Origin of the sequence: Saccharomonospora amisosensis, assembly GCF_011761185.1 — a bacterium.
Lineage (GTDB): Bacteria > Actinomycetota > Actinomycetes > Mycobacteriales > Pseudonocardiaceae > Saccharomonospora_A > Saccharomonospora_A amisosensis.
The window spans coordinates 2,228,877-2,252,364 of sequence record NZ_JAAOYM010000001.1; the positions used below are offsets into that span (position 1 = coordinate 2,228,877).

The 23,488-nt window shown below is 68.7% G+C and carries 23 protein-coding genes, 1 tRNA gene and 1 pseudogene; 9 read left to right on the forward strand and 16 right to left on the reverse strand.

Translation table 11 applies throughout. From position 1 onward, the window contains the following. Positions 1–77 precede the first annotated feature (77 nt). Positions 78–383, forward strand: coding sequence for a hypothetical protein (locus FHU38_RS10920; RefSeq protein WP_243852230.1), 306 nt, complete (start codon positions 78–80; stop codon positions 381–383). 248 nt (positions 384–631) lie between these two features. Here FHU38_RS10920 and FHU38_RS10925 read toward each other — a convergent pair whose 3' ends face one another. Further along, the gene (locus FHU38_RS10925; protein ID WP_167169752.1) at positions 632–1,729 is read right to left on the reverse strand and encodes an ABC transporter ATP-binding protein; all 1,098 of its coding nucleotides are present in this window, start codon (positions 1,727–1,729) and stop codon (positions 632–634) included. 128 nt (positions 1,730–1,857) lie between these two features. Between FHU38_RS10925 and FHU38_RS10930 the strand changes: the two genes are divergently transcribed. Beyond that, positions 1,858–2,994, forward strand: coding sequence for an ROK family protein (locus tag FHU38_RS10930; RefSeq protein ID WP_313886728.1), 1,137 nt, complete (start codon positions 1,858–1,860; stop codon positions 2,992–2,994). Positions 2,995–3,098: 104 nt separating this feature from the next. On the opposite strand, the gene FHU38_RS10935 is transcribed toward FHU38_RS10930, so the two are convergent. From FHU38_RS10935 to FHU38_RS10980, 10 genes are all read right to left on the reverse strand, one after another. Next, positions 3,099–3,713 carry an SRPBCC domain-containing protein gene (locus FHU38_RS10935; RefSeq protein ID WP_167169755.1) on the reverse strand — a complete coding sequence of 205 codons (615 nt, stop codon included), beginning with the start codon at positions 3,711–3,713 and terminating at the stop codon, positions 3,099–3,101. 21 nt (positions 3,714–3,734) lie between these two features. Further along, a complete protein-coding gene (locus FHU38_RS10940; RefSeq protein WP_167169758.1) occupies positions 3,735–4,082 on the reverse strand; it encodes a histidine triad nucleotide-binding protein in 348 nt (115 codons plus the stop codon). Between the two features lie 165 nt (positions 4,083–4,247). Next, on the reverse strand, positions 4,248–4,598 hold the full coding sequence (locus FHU38_RS10945; protein WP_167169761.1) for a histone-like nucleoid-structuring protein Lsr2: 351 nt from the start codon (positions 4,596–4,598) through the stop codon (positions 4,248–4,250). 166 nt (positions 4,599–4,764) lie between these two features. Continuing rightward, on the reverse strand, positions 4,765–5,604 hold the full coding sequence (locus FHU38_RS10950) for an HAD-IIA family hydrolase (RefSeq protein WP_167169764.1): 840 nt from the start codon (positions 5,602–5,604) through the stop codon (positions 4,765–4,767). Further along, a complete protein-coding gene (locus FHU38_RS10955; protein ID WP_167169767.1) occupies positions 5,591–7,060 on the reverse strand; it encodes a biotin carboxyl carrier protein in 1,470 nt (489 codons plus the stop codon). The genes FHU38_RS10950 and FHU38_RS10955 overlap by 14 nt, the downstream gene beginning before the upstream one ends. Continuing rightward, positions 7,053–8,441 carry an acetyl-CoA carboxylase biotin carboxylase subunit gene (locus tag FHU38_RS10960; RefSeq protein ID WP_167169770.1) on the reverse strand — a complete coding sequence of 463 codons (1,389 nt, stop codon included), beginning with the start codon at positions 8,439–8,441 and terminating at the stop codon, positions 7,053–7,055. Before FHU38_RS10960 ends, FHU38_RS10955 begins: the two co-directional genes overlap by 8 nt. After that, positions 8,438–8,905 (reverse strand): acetyl-CoA carboxylase biotin carboxyl carrier protein, encoded by a 468-nt coding sequence (locus tag FHU38_RS10965; RefSeq protein ID WP_167169773.1) that lies wholly within the window; start codon positions 8,903–8,905, stop codon positions 8,438–8,440. The genes FHU38_RS10960 and FHU38_RS10965 overlap by 4 nt, the downstream gene beginning before the upstream one ends. Next, positions 8,902–9,948 (reverse strand): PEP/pyruvate-binding domain-containing protein, encoded by a 1,047-nt coding sequence (locus tag FHU38_RS10970; protein WP_167169776.1) that lies wholly within the window; start codon positions 9,946–9,948, stop codon positions 8,902–8,904. The genes FHU38_RS10965 and FHU38_RS10970 overlap by 4 nt, the downstream gene beginning before the upstream one ends. After that, positions 9,945–11,762 carry a PEP-utilizing enzyme gene (locus tag FHU38_RS10975; protein ID WP_167169778.1) on the reverse strand — a complete coding sequence of 606 codons (1,818 nt, stop codon included), beginning with the start codon at positions 11,760–11,762 and terminating at the stop codon, positions 9,945–9,947. Before FHU38_RS10975 ends, FHU38_RS10970 begins: the two co-directional genes overlap by 4 nt. An 18-nt stretch (positions 11,763–11,780) precedes the next feature. Further along, positions 11,781–13,772 (reverse strand): acetoacetate--CoA ligase, encoded by a 1,992-nt coding sequence (locus FHU38_RS10980; RefSeq protein WP_313886729.1) that lies wholly within the window; start codon positions 13,770–13,772, stop codon positions 11,781–11,783. A gap of 87 nt (positions 13,773–13,859) precedes the next feature. Here FHU38_RS10980 and FHU38_RS10985 point away from each other — a divergent pair, with 87 nt between their 5' ends. From FHU38_RS10985 to FHU38_RS10995, 3 genes are all read left to right on the forward strand, one after another. Beyond that, complete coding sequence (locus FHU38_RS10985) at positions 13,860–14,666, forward strand: helix-turn-helix domain-containing protein (RefSeq protein ID WP_167169783.1); 807 nt, start codon at positions 13,860–13,862, stop codon at positions 14,664–14,666. A 120-nt stretch (positions 14,667–14,786) separates the two neighbouring features. Continuing rightward, positions 14,787–15,416 carry a class I SAM-dependent methyltransferase gene (locus FHU38_RS10990; RefSeq protein WP_167169787.1) on the forward strand — a complete coding sequence of 210 codons (630 nt, stop codon included), beginning with the start codon at positions 14,787–14,789 and terminating at the stop codon, positions 15,414–15,416. A gap of 48 nt (positions 15,417–15,464) precedes the next feature. Then, positions 15,465–15,947, forward strand: coding sequence for a rhodanese-like domain-containing protein (locus FHU38_RS10995; protein WP_167169789.1), 483 nt, complete (start codon positions 15,465–15,467; stop codon positions 15,945–15,947). Positions 15,948–15,974: 27 nt separating this feature from the next. Here the strand turns inward: FHU38_RS10995 and FHU38_RS27960 are convergent, their stop codons facing one another. After that, positions 15,975–16,769 (reverse strand): MOSC domain-containing protein, encoded by a 795-nt coding sequence (locus tag FHU38_RS27960; RefSeq protein ID WP_208415625.1) that lies wholly within the window; start codon positions 16,767–16,769, stop codon positions 15,975–15,977. Positions 16,770–16,829: 60 nt separating this feature from the next. Further along, entirely contained in the window at positions 16,830–18,152 is a 1,323-nt protein-coding gene (locus FHU38_RS11005) for a M20/M25/M40 family metallo-hydrolase (protein ID WP_167169792.1), read from the reverse strand. Between the two features lie 99 nt (positions 18,153–18,251). Between FHU38_RS11005 and FHU38_RS11010 the strand changes: the two genes are divergently transcribed. Beyond that, positions 18,252–18,335 (forward strand) — tRNA-Leu (locus tag FHU38_RS11010). A gap of 90 nt (positions 18,336–18,425) precedes the next feature. Then, positions 18,426–18,674 (forward strand): hypothetical protein, encoded by a 249-nt coding sequence (locus tag FHU38_RS27310; protein ID WP_167169795.1) that lies wholly within the window; start codon positions 18,426–18,428, stop codon positions 18,672–18,674. A 192-nt stretch (positions 18,675–18,866) separates the two neighbouring features. Here the strand turns inward: FHU38_RS27310 and FHU38_RS28155 are convergent. From FHU38_RS28155 to FHU38_RS11030, 3 genes and pseudogenes are all read right to left on the reverse strand, one after another. Continuing rightward, positions 18,867–19,379, reverse strand: a pseudogene (locus FHU38_RS28155) (recombinase family protein); the annotation flags it as partial. 248 nt (positions 19,380–19,627) lie between these two features. Continuing rightward, a complete protein-coding gene (locus FHU38_RS11025) occupies positions 19,628–19,870 on the reverse strand; it encodes a hypothetical protein (protein WP_167169797.1) in 243 nt (80 codons plus the stop codon). Positions 19,871–19,933: 63 nt separating this feature from the next. Beyond that, positions 19,934–20,593 carry an HNH endonuclease family protein gene (locus tag FHU38_RS11030; protein WP_313886730.1) on the reverse strand — a complete coding sequence of 220 codons (660 nt, stop codon included), beginning with the start codon at positions 20,591–20,593 and terminating at the stop codon, positions 19,934–19,936. Between the two features lie 391 nt (positions 20,594–20,984). Between FHU38_RS11030 and FHU38_RS11035 the strand changes: the two genes are divergently transcribed. After that, positions 20,985–22,085 carry an ABC transporter ATP-binding protein gene (locus FHU38_RS11035; RefSeq protein WP_167169800.1) on the forward strand — a complete coding sequence of 367 codons (1,101 nt, stop codon included), beginning with the start codon at positions 20,985–20,987 and terminating at the stop codon, positions 22,083–22,085. Between the two features lie 27 nt (positions 22,086–22,112). Beyond that, positions 22,113–23,486 (forward strand): ABC transporter substrate-binding protein, encoded by a 1,374-nt coding sequence (locus FHU38_RS11040; protein ID WP_167169803.1) that lies wholly within the window; start codon positions 22,113–22,115, stop codon positions 23,484–23,486. The last annotated feature ends 2 nt before the right edge of the window (positions 23,487–23,488 follow it).

Consider the following 23,488-nt stretch of genomic DNA (forward strand, 5'->3'; position numbering starts at 1 on the left):
ACTAGACCTTTTCTTTGTCACTGTTTGCATGCCACCCATCAGGGTATGCCCGGACTATGAGCACGGTGCCGGAAGCGATGGTGACAGCAACAGGCCCGGTGCGTGTCCAGGCGGAGCCGATCCGACATATCGCGCTGGCGGACGGGACCCAGGTGCGGGTCCTCGCTTCGTATCCGGTGCGGCCGGAAGCCGATCTCTTCAGCATCGAGGCGCCCATCGAGTTCCGTTGCGCCACCTGCTGCGATCCGTGCGAGGCGACGCTCGTGGCCGTCCGTGACGAGTGGTTGGTCTGCCCGGGCTGCTACGCCTCGACCGAGCGGATTTCGGACATATCACCCACGGTTCCGGCCGTGGCAGGTTCGGACAGGGCGACAGCCGCGTGAATTGGGGGCTTTCGACCCTGCTGTCCGGTGGGCCCCGCCAGTCACATTGGGTACGTTCGCCCGCCAGTTCCGCGGTCAGGACGGGGCGAACGTAACGGGGTCCGGCCGCGGGAGGGGCACTCGTCGGGCGCGGGGAAAGTATCCGGCGGGTGCCGGCGTGCGGGCAGCCGGTGCGCGCGAACCGGCTGCCCGCACTGGTAACCCGGGTGGCGCCAAGGCGACCCCCGCCACCGACCGCGGTCTGAGGATCAGCCCAGCCGCTCGCCGGTCTTGGGATGGAAGGTGTGCGCGACCCCGGGGTCGCGCAGTGCCACCCGGACGACCTCACCGAACGACGGCGTCGAGCGCGCGTCGGTGCGCACGATGAAGCGCTCCTGCCTGCCGCCGACTTCCACCTTCCCGTACACGTAGGCGTCGGAACCGAGCACCTCGACCAGTTCCACCCGAAGCTCCATGGCCGGTTCCCCCGCCGAGGCAGGGCGCAGCCCCTCCGGCCGGATGCCGACGGTGACCTCACGCAGTCCGGCGGCCTGCTCACCGGCGAGCAGGTCCCTTTCCAGCGGCACGGTGAGGCCGTCGAGTTCGGCGCCGGCGTCGGTGAGCACCGCGGTGGTGAGGTTCATCGCGGGAGAGCCGATGAACCCGGCCACGAACACGTTGGCAGGCCGGTCGTAGAGCGCGCGCGGTGTGTCGCACTGCTGCAGCACACCGTCTTTGAGCACCGCGACCCGGTGGCCCATCGTCATGGCCTCGATCTGGTCGTGTGTGACGTACACCGTGGTGGTGCCGAGCCTGGCCTGTAGCGCCGTGATGTTGGCGCGCGTCTCCACCCGCAGCTTGGCGTCCAGATTGGACAATGGTTCGTCCATGAGGAAGACGGCTGGCTCGCGCACGATGGCCCTTCCCATGGCCACGCGTTGGCGCTGGCCGCCGGAAAGTGCCTTGGGCTTGCGGTCGAGGTAGTCGGTGAGGTCCAGCAGTCGTGCGGCCTCCTTGACCCGCCTGGCGATCTCCGCCTTGCCGGTGCGCTTGATCTTCAACGCGAAGCCCATGTTCTCCGCGACGGTCATGTGGGGATAAAGCGCGTAGGACTGGAAAACCATGGCGATGTCACGGTTCTTCGGCGACACCGCCGTGACGTCACGGCCGCCGATCGTGATCATGCCTTCGTCGACGTCCTCCAGGCCCGCCAGCATGCGCAGTGCCGTGGACTTGCCGGAGCCGGACGGCCCGACGAGCACAAGGAACTCGCCGTCGGCGATGTCGAGCGAAAGCCTGTCCACCGCCCGTACCGGTGGGGTGCCGGGGAACACGCGCGAGGCTTGCTGGAAGGAGACATCGGCCATGATGCGCTGGTCCTCTCTGCCCACCTCGGGCGGGCCCGTCGGGTGACGCGTGCGATGTCTACCCGAACTCCGGCAACGCTGGCTAGGGTTTGATAGTCCAGTGGACTTACTAATTCGGCGGAGGTGGCGTGGAGCGCGAAGTGCCCGCACGGCCGCTGCGGCAGCACGAACACAACCTGGCCCTCGTCGCCGAACTCGTCGCCAGCCTCGGCCCGGTGTCGCGAGCCGGGCTGGCTCGGCACAGCGGCCTCACCAAGACCACGGTCACCCAGCTCACCGGGGAGCTGCTCGACGGCGCGCTGCTGCGGGAACTGGGAACCGGCCGCGCGAGGGGGCCTGGCAGGCCCGCCACCGACCTGGTGCTGAACTCGCTCGGTCCGGCGGGAATCGGACTGCAGTTCGAGGCGGACCACGTCGCAGGATGCCTGGTCGACCTCACCGGGCGGGTGCGGGACCGGGCCATCCGCCGCGCCGATGACCTGCGAGGCGACGCTGCCCCCGCGAGCAGAGCCGCCGAGGTGGTGTTGCGACGCCTGCTGCGCACCGCCGAGACCACCGGCAACGTCGTCGCGGGTGTGGCTGCCGGGGTGCCGGGGCGGGTCGCCGACTCGTCGGTGGTGAACTCGACCGAACTGGGGTGGCAGGAAACCGATCTCGGTTGCCTGCTCGGTGACCGGCTGGCGGCGCTCGGCGGCGGGATCGCGGTGAGCGCGCACGGCTCCCACCGGCTCGCCGCACTGGCCGAAACGTTGTTCGGTGGAGCGACGCGGCAGCAGCCGCTGCTCTACGTGGGCGGTGAGCTCGGTCTCGGCGCCTGCGTGCTCACCGCCGCGGCCACGGGCCCTCCGGCCGGAAGGGAGTCGCCGGGCGACCTGGCCCACCTGCGAGTCCGGCGCGGCGGTCCACGCTGCTCGTGCGGCGGGCGGGGCTGCCTGGAGACGGTGGCCGGCTACCGGGCGATGCTGCGCGCGGCGGGGGCGCGCACCGTAGCCTCGTCGAGGCTGTGTGGCGGCGAAGGGCCGTTGCCGGGGTTGCTGGAGTCGGGCGACCCGGCGGCGGTTGCGGCCACCCGTGCGGGGCCCGCGCCCTCGGCCGCGCGCTCGGTGGCCCGGTGGCGTTGCTGGAACCCGGCGAGGTCGTACTCGGCGGCAGGCTTGGCACACTCGGCGAGGCCTTCGCCGGCGAGGTGCGGGCGGCGCTGGCCCGGTGGTGCCCGGCCGCGGCGGCCCGGGTGCGTGCCTCCCGCCTGCCCGGTGACGCGGTAGCTCGCGCGGCGGCGGCTGTGGTGACCTCTGGCCTGCTCGCCGATCCCGCTGGGTGGCTGGCGCAGTGAGCCCGCGAACCCGACGGCCGCCGAGATCGCGCGGGCTCAGCCGGTGAGGTCGGGAGCGAACCGCCGCAGCGCCGCGGCGAGCTGCTCCTCGCCTGCCGCTCCGGTCGCTTCGGTGACCCTCGCCCATGCGCTCACCGAATGCTGGCAAAAGGTCTGGACCTGCTGCGAGGAACGCCACGCGGCGGGATCACCCATCGGCTGTGCGCGCAGGTGGCGCTCCAGTGCCAGGAACGCCACATCCCAGCCAGGCCCGCTGCGCAGGCAGTCCGCGACAGCGGGGTCCGCCGCGTGCACCAACTCGACGATCGTGGCCGCGCCGCCGGCTTCGCCGGAGTGCTCGTCGGCGGCGAGGCGCACCTCCACGACATTGCGCTCGTCGCCCCACGACAGCCGCAGCAGGTGCGGGGGCTCGCATCCGAGGATCACGCCGTCGGTCTCGCCCTCGACCTTGAAGCAACCGCCTGGACGCAGGTCACCGGTGACTCTCGGGAACCAGCGGGCGAGCTGGTCTGGCTCGGTGACGGCCTGCCAGACGTTGTCGATGGTGGCGGGGAAGCGCCTGCGCAGCAGCACGCTGACCGCCTCACCCGCGGCGGATGCCGCCCGAACCTCCCGGCACGTGGCGCTGAGCTGGTCGGCGATGTCGATCATCTGTTCTTCCCGTTACAGGTCTCAGCCCGGTGGCCACGACATCCGGCGCCCGCCGAGCACATGGCAGTGTGCGTGGAACACCGTCTGGTTGGCGTCGGTCCCGGTGTTGAAAACGAGGCGGTATCCGGTGGCATCGATGCCGTCGGCCTTGGCCGCCTTACCGGCGGCGGCCAGCACGTCACCGGCGAGTCGCGGGTCGGCCGTGGCCATGGCGGCGGCGTCGGGGTAGTGCTCCTTGGGGATGACCAGCAGGTGGCTCGGTGCCTGCGGGTCGATATCCCGAAACGCCAGCACGGTGTCGGTCTCGTGTACCACGGTCGCGGGCACGGTACGGGCCACGATGCCGCAGAACAGGCAGTCTGTGCTCACACGTTCACTCTAGGGGCACACCCGCGCGGCCGCTGCCGACCTCGTGCTCGGCTTCACAATCGAACGCCTCACAGCCGAACGCGGTGTCCGGATGCCGCGACCAGTTACTTCCCCCGTGCCCAGCGGCTCTGTGCCCAGCCGTTTCGTGGTTAGCGGGCTTCGTGGTTAGCGGGCTTTGTGGTATGCCTCGGTGACCTCGGAAGGAATACGGCCCCGATCGGAAATGGTGTATCCGTTCTTTCGGGCCCAGGCGCGAATTGCCTGATTCTGTTCCCGCTCCGCGGAGGAGGATCGACTCGGCGCTTTACCGTTGGAACGCCGCGAAGGGGCCCGCTTGCGGCCGCCCGCTTTGCGTGAGTGAGCGACGTAGTGGGCGAGTATCTCGCGCAACTCCTCGGCATTCTCCGAGGACAGGTCGATCTCGTAGCTGATGCCGTCCAGGCCGAACTGGATGGTCTCGTCGGCCTCGGAACCGTCCAGATCATCCACGAGGGAGACAACAACCCGCTGCGCCACCAGTCCTCCTGTTTCAGCTGAGAATGACCGAATCCGAATTGCCCTCCGCCTGCCGCGAAGTGTACCCGACACCCTCGCGCGCACTCGGCACGCCCCTTTTATCTTCGGTGCGAGCCGATAGCGGAAAGCGACTCGTCGACTTCGGCGAAACCGCGCAGGGCTCCACTCAGCTTCGTGCGCGAAGGATCGACAGCAGCTGCTCCACCCCCGGCAGCCGCAGGTGCGGCAGTCTGCCCGGCGGAACGTCCGCGTACTCCTCGCCGCCGGAAACCCCGGTGTCCACCGCGATCGCCACCGCGCCGCCCCTTCGAGCCATGGGCGTCTCCAGCATCGGGTCGTCGCCGACCACCGCGACCTCCCGGGCGGGCAGCCCCAACCGGTGGCATGCCGCGCGCAGTGCGTGGGTCGAGGGTTTGCCCACGACCGTCACGCGAGCCCCGGTGACACTGCTGATCGCCGCGCAGAGCAACCGAGAGGTGCCGAGTGCCTTGCCGTCGGCGCTGGCGAAGAACACCGACTGCGAGGCGCTGTAGAGGCTCGCCCCCTGCCACACCGCGTGGCAGGCGGCTTCGATGGTGTCCATCGAGAACTCCCGGAACCAACCGACCAGCACCGCGTCGGCGGCGGGCCTGCCACTGGGAGGTAGCACCTCGATACCGGCGTCGCGGAGCGGGTCGGCCAGCCCGTCCCCGCCGAGCACGACCACCCGGCGCTGCCCGCGCCGCAGCAGTACCTCGACCGCGCTGCTGGCGGGAGTGAGCACCTCGTCGTCCTCGAACCCGAAACCGAGCTCGGTGAGCAGCTTCACGTAGCCGCTCGCGGTGCGCGTGGTGCCGTTGGTGAAGACCACGAACGGCACTCCCCGCTGCCGCAGCCAACCGATCAGTTCCAGCGCGCCGGGCAGCGGGCGCAGCCCGTTGTTACGCCGGTCTCCGAGCACCAGCGTGCCGTCGAGGTCGAACAGGAATCCCTTGACACGGTCCAGTTCGCTTTCAGCTGTGCCCACCGCGCAACTCCAGGTGAAAGTCGGGTTTGTCGACGACGAGGTCGGGCACGCTCGGCCTGCTCGCGAGTTCTCGCAGCAGCCGCAGCACCGGTGCCAGGTCGGGGTTGTAGTGCCGTTTCGCCGGGCCTGCCGCCACCATCGCGTCGACCTGTTCGCTCGGCATCGTCGCCCGCAACAGCAACTCCTCGTCGCTGATCCGGCTGCCGAAGGTGCGGCGCAACTCCTGCGGTGTCGGCGGTGGTGGTTCGGCGGCGAGTTCCTTGGTTCTCGGCAGGGAATGGATCCGGTCGGCCACGCCGGGATCGATCGGGGTCGTCGGCCTGCCGAAGCTGCCGAGGGCGTATCGGATGACCTGGTCGGACACCGTTTCCCAGCGCCGGTGCCCGATCACGTTGTAAAGCGCCTGCGAGCACACCATCTGCGGGAACGGCGTCACCATGATCGGGTGGCCCAGTTCGGTCCTGACCCGGTCGACCTCGTCGATCACCGCGTCGAAGCGGTCCTGCAGGCCGAGCTCACGCAACTGCCGGAGGGTGGTGGTCAGCACCCCGCCCGCGATCTGGTGCCGCAGGAAAGCTGCGTCGAACTGTTGCGGTGCCCCGGCGGGAAGCCCCTCGGCGACGGCCATCCGGTGGAAGTAGTCGGCCGCCCTGTCAAGCAACCTGTCGTCGACATCGACGGTGTGCCCCAGTTCGCGCAGGTTGGCCACGGTGCGCTGGGCGTCGGGAAGGGAGGAACCGTTCGCCAGCGGTCCGCACGCGACATGTAGCACCTCGACACCGAGTTCGGCCGCGGCGAGATAGCTCAGTTGCGACAGCCCCAGGGTGCAGTGGGAGTGCAGCTCCAGCGGCTTGCCGCCCAGCCGCGCCCGCACCGAGGGGATCAGCGTGCGTGCCCGTTCGGGGGTGAGCAGCCCTGCAGGGTCCTTGATGTACACGCGGTCGATCTCGGGTGTCTCGGCCAGCTGTTTGGCCAGGTTGGCGTAGAGCTGGTCGTCGTGCGCGTCGCTGACGGTGTATACCAGGGCACCCATGATCTCCTCGGCGCCCGCCGCCCGGATCATGCTCGCCGAGCGGCGCATGGCGTCGATGTCGTGCATCGGGTCGAGCACCACGAACCGGCTGATGCCGGATGCGACGAGCCGGTCGTAGGCCAGCCGCATCAGCTCCGGGTGCACGCTCTCCCACGAGATGAACCGGAACCCGGTGCCGATGAACTGCAACGGTGTGTTCGGCATGGCCTCGCGGGTGAGGCGGATGCGTTCCCACGGATCCTCCCTGAAGGTGCGCACCGCGACGCCCATGTGCGTGCTGGAGGTGTAGTCCAGCGCGTGGAACCCGATCCGGTCGAGCAACGGCGCGATCTGCAGGATGCGGCCGGTGTTCAGCCCGGTCGCGCCCCACAGGCTCTGGTTGCCGTCCCGCAGCGACACGTCGACGATCCGCAGCTCAGCCATGACCGATCCCCGCCAGGTAGCGGCCGAACCAGGCGGTGTCCACACCACCGACGACGAACGCCTGGTCCGCCACCACTGCCTCGTGCAGCCCGATCGTGGTGCGCACACCCTCGACGCGGCAGCGCGCAAGGGCGCCGCGCAGTCGTTGCACCGCGGCCGCGCGGGTGGGCGCGTGCACGATCAGCTTGGCCAGCAGCGAGTCGTAGAACGGCGGTACCTGCGAACCCGCCTGCACGTGCGTGTCGACGCGAATCCCCTCTCCCACGGGCCATTCGGCGTGGCTGACGGTGCCAGGATGCGGCAGGAAGCCATTGGTGTAGTCCTCGGCGTTGATCCGGCACTCGATCGCGTGCCCGCGCGATACCACGTCGGCCTGGGCCAACCGAAGCGGGTGGCCCTCGGCCACCGCGAGCTGTTCGGCGACCAGGTCGATGCCGGTGACGGCCTCGGTCACCGGATGCTCCACCTGGATACGCGCGTTCATCTCGAGGAAGTAGAAACTCCGCCGCCGGGTGTCCACAAGGAACTCGACGGTGCCAAGTCCGCGGTAGCCAAGCCGCTGTCCGAATCGCACGGCGGCGCGGTGCATGTCCTCGCGCAGGTGCTCGTCCAGTACGGGAGCGGGTGCCTCCTCGATGAGCTTCTGGTAACGCCGCTGTACCGAGCAGTCCCTGGTACCGAGGTGCACCACCCGCTCGCCGTCGCCGAGCAGCTGCACCTCCACGTGCCGCCCCGAGGCGATGAACCGTTCCAGGTACACGCGCGGATCGCCGAACGCGGCTTGCGCCTCCGACATCGCCAACTCCACGGTCGGCAGCAGTCGCGCGGGGTCGGTGACCCGCTTCATGCCCCGGCCGCCACCGCCGCCGACCGCCTTCACCAGCAGTGGAAAGCCGATCCGTTCGGCCAGCTCGGCCGCGTCGGCCGGGTCGGTCAACTCGCCGCCGGGCACCACCGGGATACCCGCCGCCTCGGCGTGCGCTCGGGCCCGCAACTTGTCACCCACGGCGGCGAGCTGCGCGGGCGTGGCACCGACGAAAACGATCCCCGCGTCGGCACACGCCCGCGCGAGCCGCTGGTTCTCGGACAGAAAGCCGTACCCGGGGTGCACCGCCTGCGCGCCACTGGCGACGGCGGCCGACACGACGGCCGACACGTCCAGGTAGCTGGCAGCCGACGGCGGCGGGCCCAGCCGAACGGTCGCGTCGGCCAGCCGCGCGGGCAGCGTCCGGGTGTCCGCGTCGGAGACCGCGAGCACCGCTTCGATCCCGAGCCGGCGACAGGTGCGAATGATCCTGGCGGCGATCTCTCCCCGGTTGGCGACGAGGACGCGGCGCAGTGGCCGCGCGGTCGCCGCGGTCCGGTTCCGCGCCGCCGTCATGAGCCGTCCGCCTCGATCAGGACGAGCACGGCACCCTGCGCGGCTGGCGCCGCGTTGCCGAGCCGGATCTCGGTGACCGTGCCCGCCGTGCCAGCGACCACGGAGTTCATCAGCTTCATCGTCTCAACGATGCCGACGACCGTTGTGTCCTCGACGTGGTCGCCCACCTCGACGAACGGTGCGGCACCCGGCTTGGGCGCGCGGTAGAACGTGCCGGGCAACGGCGCCCGCACCGGCACCAGACCCGGGGGCACCTGCTCGGCGTCTGGCGGCTCGTGCGGCTCGGCCTGCTCACCCTCAACCGGGTCGGCGTGCACGGTCGTGGACCGCGTCCAGCCCCCGCCGTCGCGGCGCAACGTGAGGCTGAACCGCGAGGTACGCAGGTGCAGCTCGTCGACGGTGGTGCTGTCCACGAGCTCGAGGATGTCGCGCACGTCCTCGTCGGTCAGATTGCTCGGATTCAAGCGCCACCCCCCAGCAGGTCGAGTACGTGGTCGAACGCGCGGGCCTTCGGGACCGCGACCGGCGGCTGTTCCCTGGCCGCCCACACCGTTTCCGGTCTGCTCTGCAGCAGGAACACCTCGCCCGCCTCGGTGATGGCCCACTCGATGTCCTGCGGGCAACCGAAGTGCCGCTCGATCGCTCTGCCGAGGCGCACCAGCTCCCCGATCTCGTCGTCGGAAAGGCACGGCACCTCACGCAGCTCGGACGGCACGTCGTCGGCGAGCACGCCGCTGCCGGAGGGGTCCATCCGGTGCAGCCGGAGTTTGGCGGGCACCGACCGGTTCAGTACCTCGCCGGTCACCTTGTTCACCACGAAGCTGTCCGGCGTGACGTCCCCGCTCACCAGCGCCGAGCCCAGTCCCCAACTGCCCTCCACGGCGATCACCGACCGGTCGCCGGTGAGCGGGCTGCGGGTGAACATCACCCCCGCCGCTTTCGGCTCCACCATCCGCTGGACCACAACGGCCATCGACAACCCGTCCTCCGGCAGGCCGCGGCGGCCGCGGTAGGTCAGCGACTCCGCGCTGTACAGGCTCGCCCAGCACCGCCGTACGGCGGTGCATACGGCGTCCTCACCGCGAACCCACAGGTAGGTGTCCTGCAGTCCCGCGAAGCTGGCGTCGGCGCCGTCCTCCGCGGTGGCGCTGGAGCGCACCGCGACCGGACCCGCGTCCAGTTCCCGGTAGTGCCGCAGTATCGCCTCGCGCACCGGCGGCGGCAGCGGCGTGGACTCCACCCGCCGCCGCAGCCTCGCCGCCGCGTCGGCCAGTGCGGTGGTGTCGTCGACATCGCCCGATGCCAGCCGCCGTGCCTGGTCGCGGACCGAGCCGTCGACGGCCAGGTCGAACGCCGCCGTGGTGACCACGCAACCGGGCGGTACCTTGGCGCCCGCCCTGGTCAGCTCGCCCAGCGCGGCTCCCTTGCCGCCTGCCCTGTTCACGTCGCCCTTGCCCAGCCGCATGAACTCGGCGACGTAGCGGGCGTGGTCGGTGCCGCCGGTCACGCCGCACCGTCCTCGAGGACGGTTACGACCCCTCGATCGCCGTCAACGCGAACGCGCTGCCCGGTGCGGATCTTCTTGGTGGCGTTGCCGGTGCCCACCACGGCGGGCATGCCGTACTCCCTTGCGACGATCGCGGCGTGGGACATGGTGCCGCCGATGTCGGAGACGGCGGCGGCGATCTTGCCGAACACCGGTCCCCAGCTCGGTGCCGTCACCGGGCACACCAGGATCTCGCCCTCGCGGACCTGGCCGATGTCGTTGACGCTCATCAGCACTCGCGCGACGCCCTCCACGACACCCGGTGCGGCCGCGTAGCCGCTCACCGCGTCGTCGTCATCGGCTCGGGCCCAGGCTTCGATCGTCTCGCTGGTGATGCCCCACAGCATCTTCACGGCGGGGTCGTTCAGCGCTTCCGGAACCGGCCCGAGCGCCGGTGGCGGCGACCAGTCGCGCAACGCCTCCAGCATCTTCTTGCGCTGCGCGACGATCGGTTTGAAATGGTCGCCGCCGAGTGGCCTGCCTCCGCTTGACCAGGCGAGCATGACGTCGGCGAGTGCGGAGTCGATCTCGCTGTGGTGCAACTGGAAGATGTCCTCGGCGGTGTCGAGGACGCCCTGGTCACACAGCAGCTTTCCGAAGTCGCGGATGCGGTCGAAGAACTGGGTGGTGAACCAGTGCTCGCAGTAGAACTTGTGGTCCTCGACGTAGGGGAACACCACCCGGCACAGGCCCAGCATCTGGTCGAACGCGGCCTTCTCCTCGTCGCTGGCCAGCAGGCCGCGGTACTCGGCCGCGATGCGCTCGCGCTCCCGCTTGAGCTGCTCGGTAGGTCTGGACCGCAACTCGCCCTTGCGAGCCAGCTCCACGTAGCGGGGGAGCGCGGCGAACGGCACCGTGAGGTCGTCGTTCCAGCTCCGGTGATGGTGGTAGAAGCCGTCGCCGGTGGAGACGTTGAACCACGGCCGCTTGGCCTCCTCCAGCGCGGCGAGCCAGCGCGTACCGCCCTCGCCGCGGTTGCCGAGCGCGTCGAGTACCTTCGCCGGGTCACACCCCTCCACGAACAGGTCGTCGACGCCGGCCTCCACGGCGAGCGCGGCGAGCCGCTTCAGCTCGTCGTCCGGCCGGTACATCACCACGTCGATGCCCGCCACCATGCGCGCCACCGTCTGGTCGGGGATCTCGGGGAAGGCCTGCTTGCAGAACTCGAAGAACACCACGTAGGCGCCGTAGCCGAGCATGAGGAACTCGGTGTGGTGATGCCACATCTTGGAGAACAGGTCGATGCAGCGGTGGTAGTTCTCACGCACGTAGTGGTTCTGAGCGATACCTCGGGCCCGCGTGACGACCTCGGCGTCGTCGAACTCCGGCAGGGTGGGAACCTCGATGGACTCGATCTGCTCGATCAGGTCGGTGATCCGGTCCTTCCACTCGCCGAACAGCCGGTCCCAGTTCGCGTAGTAGTAGCCCGCCCGTTCGGTGAACACCTCGTTGCGTCTGGCGATCTCGTCGGGGTCGAGCACGGGGTTGGCCGTGATGTACACGCGGCCGTTGACGATGCGGTGTTCGATGCCGAGCGTGGTGGGGAAGGCGAACACCCTCGCGGTGTTCGCGCCGATCGCCGTGTACGGGACCTCGGCGGTGATGGCATCGAACGCCGAGATCGGCTCGGGGAAGTGCATCGAGTTGTAGAACCAGAACCGCTGGTCGTCCTCGGGCTGGAAGCGGGTGAAGTAGGGGTACATCGACCGCCAGTTCTCCGCGCCCGGCACGTCACCGATCTGCGAGGGCAACGGGAATGCGCCTGCCTTGTCCATAGGTCTTCCCTTCGGCGATCAGTTGGGTTGGTTACGGGCGTACTCGACGAACGCGTCCAGCGCGCAGGGATCTGCCATGGCGGAGCGGTCGGCCACCTGCTCCACCGGTTCGCCCTGCAGGATGCGGCGGACGGGGATCTCCAGCTTCTTGCCGGAGATCGTCATGGGGATGGCGGGAACAGCCACGATCTCGTCGGGAACGTGCCTCGGGGTACGGGTGCGCCGGAGCTGGTCGTTGATCTTCGCGCGTAACGCCTCATCCAGCACGGTGCCCTCCGTCAGCCTGACGAACAGCGGCATGTGGAACCCACCGCCGGGGCGGTGCAGGTTCACCACCAGAGCATTGTCGATCTCGGGCAGCTCGTCCAGCGCCCGATAGATCTCCGCTGTGCCGATGCGCACACCGTGCCGGTTCAGGGTGGCGTCGGAGCGGCCGAGGACGAAGCAGCCACCCCGTTCGTTCACCAGGAAGAAGTCACCGTGTCGCCACACCCCGGGGAAGTGCTCGAAGTACGACGCCCGGTACCGGCTGCCGTCGTCGTCACCCCAGAACCGCAGCGGCATGGAGGGCAGCGGTTCGGTGAGCACAAGCTCGCCGACCTTACCGGTCACCGGCCTGCCGCTGTCGTCGAAGGCGTGGGCGGCGACTCCGAGCGAGCGTGCCTGGATCTCGCCCGCGCGTACCGGCAACGTCGGGACCCCGCCGACGAACCCGGTGCAGCAGTCGGTGCCCCCGCTGCCGGTGGCGACCCACAACTGGCGCTTGACGTTGCGGTAGAACCACGCCGTGCACTCGGCCGAAACCGGCGACCCGGCTGGCACCACCGTGCGCAGCGCGCTCAGCTCGAATCGCTCGCCCGGCGCGAGTCCCGCCCGGTCAACGATGTCTACATAGGATGGACTCGCCCCGAAGCAGGTGACCTCGGCGTCCTGGGCCAGCCGCCACAACACATCGATGTCCGGATGGGTGGGGCTGCCGTCGTAGAGCACGGGAACGGCACCCGCCAGCAATGAGCTCGCCAGGAAGTTCCACATCATCCAGCCGGTGGTGCTGTGGAAGAACAACCGGTCGCCCACGTGTAGATCCATGTGGAAGTGGTGCAACTTCAACTGCTCGAGCAGGATGCCGCCGTGTCCGTGCACGATCGCCTTCGGTGGACCTGTGGTCCCCGAGGAGAACAGTATCCATAGTGGATGGTCGAAGGGAACCTGCTCGAAGCTGAACTCCTCCGCGCTGACGCCAGGATGGTCAAGCATTCGTTCCCAGTCGAGGGTGCCCTCGGGTGACGGCTGGTCGGGGTACAGGTAGCTCACCCAGACCACGTGCCGTAACCCCGGCAGCGCCTCCGCGAGCGCGCGGACCTCGTCGCGGCGGTCGCGCTCGACGCCGGCGTAGCGGTAGCCGTCGACGGCGAACAGCACGGTCGGCTCGAGTTGGCCGAACCGGTCGAGTGCGCCGGTCGCGCCGAAGTCGGGGGAGCAGGCGGCCCACACCGCGCCGATGCTGGTGGTCGCCAGCATGGCGATGAGCGTGTGCGGGATGTTCGGCAGGTAGGCCACCACGCGGTCACCTGGGCGCACGCCCAGCTCGCGAAGGCGGGTGGCGAGAACGCGCACCGCTGCCGCGAACTCCTGCCACGACATGGCACCGAGCGGCAGGTGCTCCGCCGCCCACAGCACGGCGTCACCGCCGCGGTGCTCGGCTGAGAGGGCGTGCTCGGCGTAGTTCAGCTCCGCACCGGGAAACCAGTGTGCGCCAGGCATCGAGCGATCCGCGAGGACACACCGCGCCGGTGCCGAGGCGCGCACGCCGAAGTAGTCCCAGATCGACTGCCAAAACGCCGCAAGGTCCGATACCGACCATTCCCAAAGCGCCGCGTAGTCGGCGAAACGCAGCCCCCGTTCACGTTCCAGCCACCCCAGGTAGGCGGTCAGGTGCGTGCGGTCGCACCATGCCTGGTCCGGTTCCCACAACAGCTCGCCCTCTACCACCTCAGCACTGAGTCGCACCTGGTAACGGTCGCCAAGAGCCGGTGACCGAAGCAACAGTTTCCTGCTAGTTTTTCGCGGCGTGAAAAATCCGGAGGGAGCGTCGCGATGCGGGAGTATCGGGTCAAGCCGGTGCGTTCGCTGGCGCGCGGCCTGCGGGTCTTGCGGGTACTGCAGGAGATGCGTGCCGCCAGCCTGCACGACCTGCATCTGGCCACCGGAATCCCGAAGGCCACGCTGACCCGGATTCTGCACACCTGCCACCGTGAGGGCCTGGTGTGGCAGCGGATGGCCGACGGTGCGTTCCTGCCGAGCCACATCCAGCAGCGCCGGGCCAAGATAGACGACGCGGAGTGGCTGGTGGAGATCGCCTCGCCCGTGCTGAAGCGGCTGTGTGAACAGACAAGGTGGCCGTCGGTGCTGAGCGTGCCGCGGCTGGACTACATGGAGACGATCGAGACCAACAGCCCGCTTGCCTACTTCGACGACGTCATGGCGAAGCCGGTCGGTTTCCGGGTCAACATGCTGCGTTCTGCCTCGGGTCGGGCATACCTCGCCTTCTGCGCGGACGAGGAGCGTGAAGCGGTGCTTCGCAGGCTACGCGAGCGGGACGTGGCGGGCCACGAACTCGCTCACGACGACGACCGGGTGCGGCGCATCGTCGAGCAGACGCGACGGCGCGGGTACAGCGTGCGCGCGCCCGACTTCGGCGGCGACTACGGCAGGCCGCGTGCCGAGTCCGACGACGGCCGCAACTCCATCGCCGTGCCGCTACGGGTGGCCGGGCAGGTGCTCGGGTGTGTCAACCTGACCTGGCGGCTACGGGTCATGTCGGCCAAGGAGGCCGCCCGCAGGCACCTGGCGCAACTGCGTGCTGCGGTGCGGGAGGTCGAGCACCACGCGGCCGGGCCGTGACCGACCCGAGTGCTCACCGCTGTCACGGCTGCCGCACGATGACGTCCGGGTGTTACTCGCCTGGTACGAAGGAAGGGCGGCTCGCCTTTGAGCCGCGGTGAAGGAAGGGAAGGCAGATCGATGGCTTCGGGCACGGACCTCGACCGGCTGCGCCGATACTGGGATCGCAACTCCCGCGGTTACGACAGGCAGATGAGCTTCTTCGACCGCAAGCTGTTCGGCGACACCCGGCAGTGGGCCTGCGCGCAGGCGGAAGGTGACGTGCTCGAGGTGGCGATCGGAACCGGGCTGAACCTGCCGTTCTACCCCGAGGACGCGCGACTGACCGGGATCGACTTCAGCCCGGGAATGCTCGAGTACGCGCGTCGCCGTGCCGACGACCTCGGTCGTGCGGCGCGGTTGCGGGTCGAGGACGCGCAGCGGCTGGACTTCCCCGACGCCTCGTTCGACACGGTGGTGAGCACCTTCGCGCTGTGCGGGATTCCCGACGAGCGGGCCGCGGTAGCGGAGATGGTGCGGGTGTTGCGCCCCGGTGGCCTGCTGGTGCTCGCCGACCACGTCAGGAGCACTTCGCTGCCCGCGCGTGCCGTGCAGTTCCTGCTGGATGCCGTGATGGTGCCGATCGGCGGGGAGCATTTCCGCAGGCGGCCGATCGAACACGTCCGGACACACGACGTCACCGTCGAGCGACACGAGCGCTTCAAACTGGGCATCGTCGAGCGGCTGGCCGCCCGCAAGGCGAAAGCGTGAAGCAGCCTGCCCACCACCCCCGAACCACTATGCGTCATAGTAGTGGGCATGGACAGTCCAAGCGTGGGAACGACCCGAGCTGATCGCGGCAGGGGACGGGCGCGTCGTCGCCGCGCCCGGTGGCTCGTGCTCGCCGCCGTCGCGTTGCTCGGCGTGGCAGGATGTGGCCCGGTCGAGCAGGATTCCGAGCCGACCACGGCGGCGACCGGGCCCGCGAGGTTGCTCGGGCCCGAGGAGTTCGCCGACGCGATAGCCGATCCCGCTCGCGTGACCATCAATGTCCACGTGCCCTTCGAGGGGACGTTGCCCGGGACCGACCTGGCCATCCCGTTCGACCAGATCGAAAGCCAGCAGGCCCGGTTGCCGTCCGATCGCGCCACCCCCGTCGCGATCTACTGCATGAGCGGCACGATGAGCGCGGAGGCGGCGCGCGCCCTGGAGGGGCTGGGCTTCACCGACGTCGTCGATCTGGAGGGCGGCATGCTCGCCTGGCAGCAAAGCGGCCGGGAGGTGTCCTCCTCGGCAGGGTGACCCGCCGGGAGGTCCCGCCGGTCACGGTCAGGACGTGGGCGGCAGTAGCACGCCGTCCTTAGGCCGCAGCGTGCCGCCGCTGACGACCTCGGCGTACACGCCGCACTCGAGGTGGCCGTACTCGCGGGTGAGCAGCTTCGGCACGTTCAGGTCGCGGCGGGCGGTGTCCGGGTCGACAGCCGTGGCCGCGCACCGCTTGATGCCGACCACCACGCGAAGCGTCAGCTCGCCGATACGGATCTCCTCACCGACGAGGTCACGTTCGACCCACGGCGGCAGGCCTTCGACGTAGATGTTGGCGCGGAACCGCAGCGGGTGCACCGGTTGGCCGATCCGGTCTCGCAGATCACGCACCGAGGCCAGGTTGATGATCGAGACGGCGTTCATCATGGCCTCCGAGCGCACCGACACGTCGGTGAAGCGCCTGCCCTCGGCGTGCGCGAACACCGGTGCCCGCTGCGGTGCGCGATCGAGCACCCCGGCGAAGAACCGCGTCACCTCGGCGCGCCCGGCCTCGGATCGCAGGTCGGCCGAAAGAACCTCCCGGCCCTGCCTGCCGACCCGCAGCAGTCCGCTGCTGGGATCGAAACTGGTCGTGACACCCGCGAGCGAGGCGTCCTTGGCGAGCATGAAGAATTCCGTCTTCGGCAGCGGCTCGGCCATGCCGGGCCGGTAGCGGCCCTCCGGTCGAGCCAGTGCGAACTCGCGGTCTCCGGGGAAGCCCTGCCCGGTGCGAAGCGTCACCTCTCGCAGCGGCTGGGGGCTGAGCCCCTTGATCGGGTAGACGAACAGGTTCTCGACATATCCGGGAGATTGGCTCACTTCCGGTACGATACCCGGCGCGGACCTGGGCTTTGGCCCTACTCGTGTGCTCGGGGCGACTCAGCAGGAGCGGAAGAAGCGATCGAGCACGCGGGTGCCGAACCGCAGTGCCTCCACCGGTACCCGTTCGTCCACCCCGTGGAACAGCGCCGAGAAGTCCAGGTCGGCCGGCAGCCGAAGCGGAGCGAAGCCGAAGTTGCGGATACCCAGCTTCTGGAACGCCTTGGCGTCGGTTCCGCCGGAGAGCATGTAAGGCAGGGTGCGGGCACCGGGGTCCTCGGCCACGACGGCCGCCGTCATCGCGTCCACCAGCGCACCGTCGAAGGTGGTCTCAACGGGTGGCAGTTCCATCCACTCGCGCTCGATGTCGGGGCCGAGCAGTTCGTCCAGCTCGCGATCGAACGCCTCCAGCCTGCCTGGCAGGATGCGGCAGTCCACCGCGGCCTCGGCGGTGGAGGGGATGACGTTGGACTTGTAGCCCGCCGTGAGCATTGTCGGGTTGGCGGTGTCGCGCAGCGTCGCCCCGATCATCCGGGAGATGTTGCCGAGCTTGGCTACCGCGCCGTCGAGGTCGTCCTCAGGGAAGTCCCAGCCGGTGATGTCGGTGACCCCGGCGAGGAACTCCCGCACCGAATCGGTGAGCACCAGCGGGAAGCGGTGGTTGCCCAGCGTCGCGACCGCCTCGGCCAGCTTGGTCACCGCGTTGTCCCGATGGATCATCGAGCCGTGGCCCGCTGTGCCTCGCACCCGCAGCTTCATCCAGCGGATGCCCTTCTCCGCCGTCTCGATCAGGTAGGCGCGCACGTTGTCACGCAACGTGATGGAGAAGCCGCCGACCTCGCTGATCGCCTCGGTGACGCCCTCGAACAGTTCCGGGCGGTTGTCCACGAGCCATTGCGCTCCGTACTTGCCGCCGGCCTCCTCGTCGGCGAGGAAGGCGAACACGATGTCGCGCGGCGGTACGATCCCGTGGCGCTTGTAGTGCCTGGCCAGCGCAAGCGTCATGCCGACCATGTCCTTCATGTCGACTGCGCCGCGGCCCCATACGTAGCCGTCCTGGACCGCCCCGGAGAACGGGTGCACCGACCACTCGGAGGCGTCGGCGGGTACCACGTCGAGGTGGCCGTGCACCAGCAGCGCGCCTCTGCCCGGGTCCGACCCCGGCAGCCGGGCGATCACGTTGTGCCTGTCCCGGCCACCGGACTCCACGTAGGTGATCTCGTACCCGACTTCGGTGAGCCGCTCTGCAACGTACTCGGCGGCGGCTCGCTCACCGGTCACCGTTTCGGGGTCGCCGGTGTTGGTGGTGTCGATGCGGATCAACTCGCTGGTCAGCGTCACCGCCTCTGCTTCGGCGGCCTCGATGGGGCTCGGTGTGTTCACCCGGTATTCCTACCATTGACGCAGGTGAGGCTGATGGGGCGGCGTGGGCCACCCCCGGTGCATGGCCGGGGGTGCGTCCGCTACGCTGTTTCGCAGCAAGTCCGAGTGGCGGAATGGCAGACGCGCTAGCTTGAGGTGCTAGTGCCCGTAAAGGGCGTGGGGGTTCAAGTCCCCCCTCGGACACAGACCGTAACCCCACATGTGCGCGTCGAGTGTTATCTCGGCGCGCACTTCGTGTTTTCCGGGCTGGTAGGTCAGGTTGAGGCCTAGTTTGTGGTAGACGTCGGCTTTGTCGTTGGGGTTGGCGTGGTGGATGGTGGTGCGGATGTCGCCGAGTTCTTGGATGAGTGTGTCGATGTCGGTGTCGGTCAGTGGTTTCGGTTGGTTGGTTGTGGTGGTGGTGGCGAGGGCTTGGGCGCGGCGGGCTTGGATTTGGGCGGTCCATTGGGCGATGAGGGTGGGGTCGGTTCCGGCTTCGAGGGCTTTTCGGTATTGGTCGAGTTTGGTGTCGCATTCGCGTAGTGCGCGTTCGGCGGCGAGGTGGGCGGGGTCGGTGGTGGGGTCGGGTTGTGATGTGGCGAGTGTGGTGAGGGTGTCGCGGAGTCGGTGTGGGGTGAACAGGGTGGCCAGCCAGTCGTCGAGGGTGGGCAGGATGTCGCGTTCGGCGAGGTAGACGTTGCGGGGGTGGGCGATTTTGTTGGCGAGGCCGTATTCGGTGGGGAAGCGGCAGCGGTAGTAGGGCTGGTTGCGGGTGTGTTGGCCTTGCATGCGGCGTTGGCACAGGCCGCAGTGCAGGAGTCCGCGTAGCTGGTAGGTGTGTTGGACGCGGCGCCGGTCGCGGGTGTTGCGTTGTTTGCCGTGCGCGGCCAGCAGGGTTTGTGTTTGGGTGAAGGTGTCGGTGTCGATGAGGGGTTCGTGGGCGGGGTCGGTGGAGGAGATCCAGGCGTCTTGGGTGTTCCAGACCAGTGTGGTGGTGTGGCCGAGCGCGACGTTGTCGACGTCGAGGAGGCGTTCGTGTTTGCGTTGCCGGTTCCAGATTTGGTGGCCGGTGTAGCGGGGGTTGGTGAGGATGGCGCGGATGGCGGCTTTGGACCAGGCGGTGCCGCAGCGGTGTTTGTTGCGTGCGGGGTCGTGGGCCGAGGGGCAGGGGATGCCCTCGCGGGTCAGTTCTTCGGCCAGTGAGTACAGGCCCTGCCCGGCGAGGTAGGAGGTGAAGATGCGGCGCACGACCGGCGCGGCGGTACCAACCTGCCTCCTGTCGGGTGCCGTGTTCGTCGGCAGTAGGGCCCGGTGGCATCGGAGCCGCTTTGCGAGTTACGAGCCGCTAAAGACGTTACCTCCGGCACACTGATCAGTTTCTTTGCTGGCAACAACCTGGCGGTGCTCACGCTGGGATGAATCTCAGCGTGTCGGCGGCGTTGGCGTTCGGTTGGGGGAGTGCCTGGTTTGTCAAACACTTCCGTAGGAGTTCTGACCTACGGGCGGGCGAGTACGGTGGCGAGGATGCGGTGCACGACTTCGTGATCGCGCGGGTCGTGCAGGCGGTGGCCGTTGCCGGGTAGTGTGTACCACTCGTCGGCGCCGTGGTAGGTGATTCTCAGTGTGAGTAGGCCGTGGTTGTCGCAGTTGGTGCGCAGTTCGAGTTCGCCGCTGATCACGCCGACCTCGGTGGTCATGACGCCGTGGCTGGCGGTGAAGACCGAGGACCGCTCTGCCATGCAGACTCCTTGCGCGAAGCCGTGGCGTCACGGGTGTGCGCGCGTGACGCCACGGCGGTGTGTTCAGTACGAGCAGGTGTTGAGCATGCTCTGTAGTGAGGACTTTTCCGATGACTGCAGGTGCAGGCCCCAGCGGTATTTGGTGTGGATCCACCATTTGGAGTAGGCGCAGCGGGCGCCGGAGCGCGGTGGTTGCCAGGCGGAGGGGTCTTGGTCGCCCTTGGCCTGGTTGACGTTGTCGGTGACGGCGATCAGCTGGGGACCGTTGAGGTCGTTGGCGAAGCTCTGCCGCTTGCTGGTTGTCCAGTTGCGTGCGCCGGAGCGCCATGCCTCGGCGAGGGGCACGATGTGGTCGATGTCGACGTCGGATGCCTGATACCAGACGGCGCCGTCGTAGTAGCTGTACCAGCGGCCGGAGTCGGGGTAGCAGTCCGCGCCGATGCTGGCGTAGTCGGCGTCGCGTTCGAGCACTACTTCGCGGGTGTTGCAGTTGTCGCCTTGTCCGATCCAGTGTGGGAACTTGTCGCGGGAGTAGCCGGTCATCGACTCCTGGGAGCGGACGGTCAGCGAGTCGAGTTCGGCTTGTGCGGTGGCTTTGGACGGCGTTCCGGGAGGTAGCGCGAGAGCGGACGGGGCGGTCATCGTGGTTGCGCTGCTGAACAGCAGCGCCGCGATGGCGACGGTAAGCAGGCTACGCAGCGAGATTCTCGGCGAGAGAGCCACGGGGTGAACCCTTCGGGAGACGATACGACCCTCACACGGTGTTCGTGTTGGGTGAAGTAGCCGTTTTGTGGCAATGACGCCATTGCCAACCGGTTGTGAACGATTCGATGTGTTCGCGTGGAACCGGGTGATCTTCAGTGTGCTCGGCGAGCGAATCGACACGGTGGGGGCGAAGTCATCGAGCTCGCGGTGCGCGGCGCCGAGGTCGCGGCTGTGCTGTCCGGCGGAACGCCACCGGTGGTGCGTGAGCGCGCGGCCAGAGGCGATCGTACTGGGCTGATTGCGTTTCCCGATCGTCACGGGGTTTGTTCACCATCCGTATACGAACTGCTGTTGCACTGAGCCCGTTCGGTGGAAAGCCGCCGACGACAGGAAAGGTGCGGTAGCGGTTGTGAGCCGGATTCGACTTCAGGGGCTGACCCGGCGCTTCGGCGCGGTGACGGCCGTTGACGACATAGAACTGGACATCGCCGACGGCGAGTTCCTCGTCCTGCTGGGACCGAGTGGATGCGGCAAGTCGACTCTGCTCCGCATGATCGCCGGCCTGCTGCCTCCCACCGAGGGCAGGCTCTGGCTCGGCGACGCCGACATAACGCACCTGCCGCCGCAGCGGCGCGACGTGGCGATGGTGTTCCAGAGCTACGCCCTCTATCCGCACCTGTCCGTGGCCCGCAACATCGGTTTTCCGCTGCGTACCAGGAAACGTCCTCGGGCGGAGATCCGGGCGAGGGTGGCGGAGGTGGCCGCAACGCTCGGTCTCACCGACCTGCTCGACCGCAAACCTCGCGAGCTCTCCGGCGGCCAGCGGCAACGGGTGGCGCTCGGCAGGGCGCTCGTGCGCGACCCCGGTGCCTTCCTCATGGATGAGCCCTTGTCCAATCTGGATGCCAAACTGCGCGCCGGAACCCGAGCCGAGATCGCGGAGCTGCACCGCAGGCTGCGGACCACGACGGTCTACGTCACCCACGATCAGGTCGAGGCCATGACCATGGCCACGCGCATCGCACTGCTGAACGAGGGCAGGCTCGAACAGCTCGGCACACCATCCGAGATGTACGACGCGCCCGCGTCGGTGTTCGCCGCGACGTTCCTCGGCTCGCCAGCCATGAACGTCCTCGACGCGACCGTGCGTTCGGTGGACGGTGTGCTCCTCGCCGAGGCCGAAGGGCTCCGCCTGTCACTCGGCATCGAGGCGGACATCCCGGAACGGCCGGTCCGGCTCGGTGTCCGGCCCGAGCACCTCACGCTCAGCCCGGCCGGAAGGCAGGGAATCCGAGCCGTTGTCACGACCGTCGAGAACCTCGGCAGCGAGGAGGTCGCCCAATGCCGGGCCGGGCACACCACCGTCTCCGTGCGCGGCCCGCGTCCCCTCGGGGTCACCCCCGGGGAGGCAGTCACCCTGGATACCCGGCCGGAGCAGCTGCACCTGTTCGACCACAGCAGCGGGCGCAGGCTCGCCTGGCAGGCCGTGTCGGTCCCCGAACCCGTCTGATCACCCCCGAAGAAAGAGGAATCCCCCATGAAACGTTTCCTGCTCGCGGCCTGCGCCGCGGCGCTGATGCTGGCCACCGCGGCCTGCGGACTGGGCAGCGAGAGCACCGGTTCGGAAGGGCCGGTGAGCCGCGTTCCCGAACTGAAGCCGGACCAGAAGGTGTCGATCGTCTTCGAGAGCTACAACTTCGGCCAGGCCGGGGCGTGGCCCGACACCTTCAACGAGCTGATCGCCGCGTTCGAGAAGGCACATCCGAACATCTCGGTGACGGCGCAAAAACCGCAGGGCAACAGCGCGAACCCGGCCACCGACACCATCTCCAGCCTGCAGAGCCAGCTCACCGCCGGCAGCCCGCCCGACGTCGTGCAGCTCGGTTTCTCCGACCTCGACTTCACCGTCAACCAGCTCAAGGCGCTGCCGCTGGACGACCTGGTCGGCAAGGACACCGTGCAGGCCAACTTCGACGGTGAGCAGTACCCCTATGCGGCGTCGGCACGCACCCTCGGCGACTGGGAGGGCAAGACCTACGGCGTGCCGTTCGTCTTCTCCACGCCGATGCTCTACTACAACAAGCAGCTGTTCACTCAGGCCGGTCTCGACCCCGAAAACCCGCCCGCCACCTGGGCCGAGGTCCGCGACGCGGCCGAGGCCATCAAGAAGAGCACCGGCAAGGACGGCGCCTATGTGGACTGCCTGACCAAGGCCGCCAAGGACTGGTGCTTCCAGGCTCTCGTGCGCTCGGGCGGCGGCAGGGTCATCTCCGAGGACCGCTCGAGGCTGACGTTCGCCGACGAGCCCTCGGTCGAGGTCGTGCGCACCATGCAGGACATGGTGAAAGCCGGCGCCATGCCCAACCGCACGCAGATGCAGGCCGTCGAGTCCTTCGCCCGTGGCGACCTCGGCATGATCCTGGAGTCCAGCGCCATCCAGGGCACCTTCCTCAAGGGAGCCGGTGACAGGTGGGAGCTCGGCGCCGCGGCGATGCCGAGCTTCGACGGCAAGCAGGCCATCCCGACCAACTCCGGGGCCGCGCTGTTCGTGTTCTCCAAGGACGCGGCCAAGCAGCGGGCCGCGTGGGAGCTGATCAAGTTCCTCACCAGCGAGAAGGCGTACACCACGATCGCCACCAAGATCGGCTACCTGCCGTTGCGCACCGGGCTGGTGGACGACCCGGACGGCCTGAAGCAGTGGGCCGACGAGAACCCGTACCTCGAGCCGAACCTGAAGCAGCTGGAGCACCTTGAGCCGTGGGTGTCGATGCCCGGCGCGAATTACCTGCAGATCCGCGACGGGATGATGCAGGCCGTGGAGAACGCCGTGTACCAGGGCGCTGATCCCGCGGAGGCGCTGCGATCCGCGCAGAAGGAAGCCACGGCGCTGCTCCCGGGCGGAGGGAAGTGAGC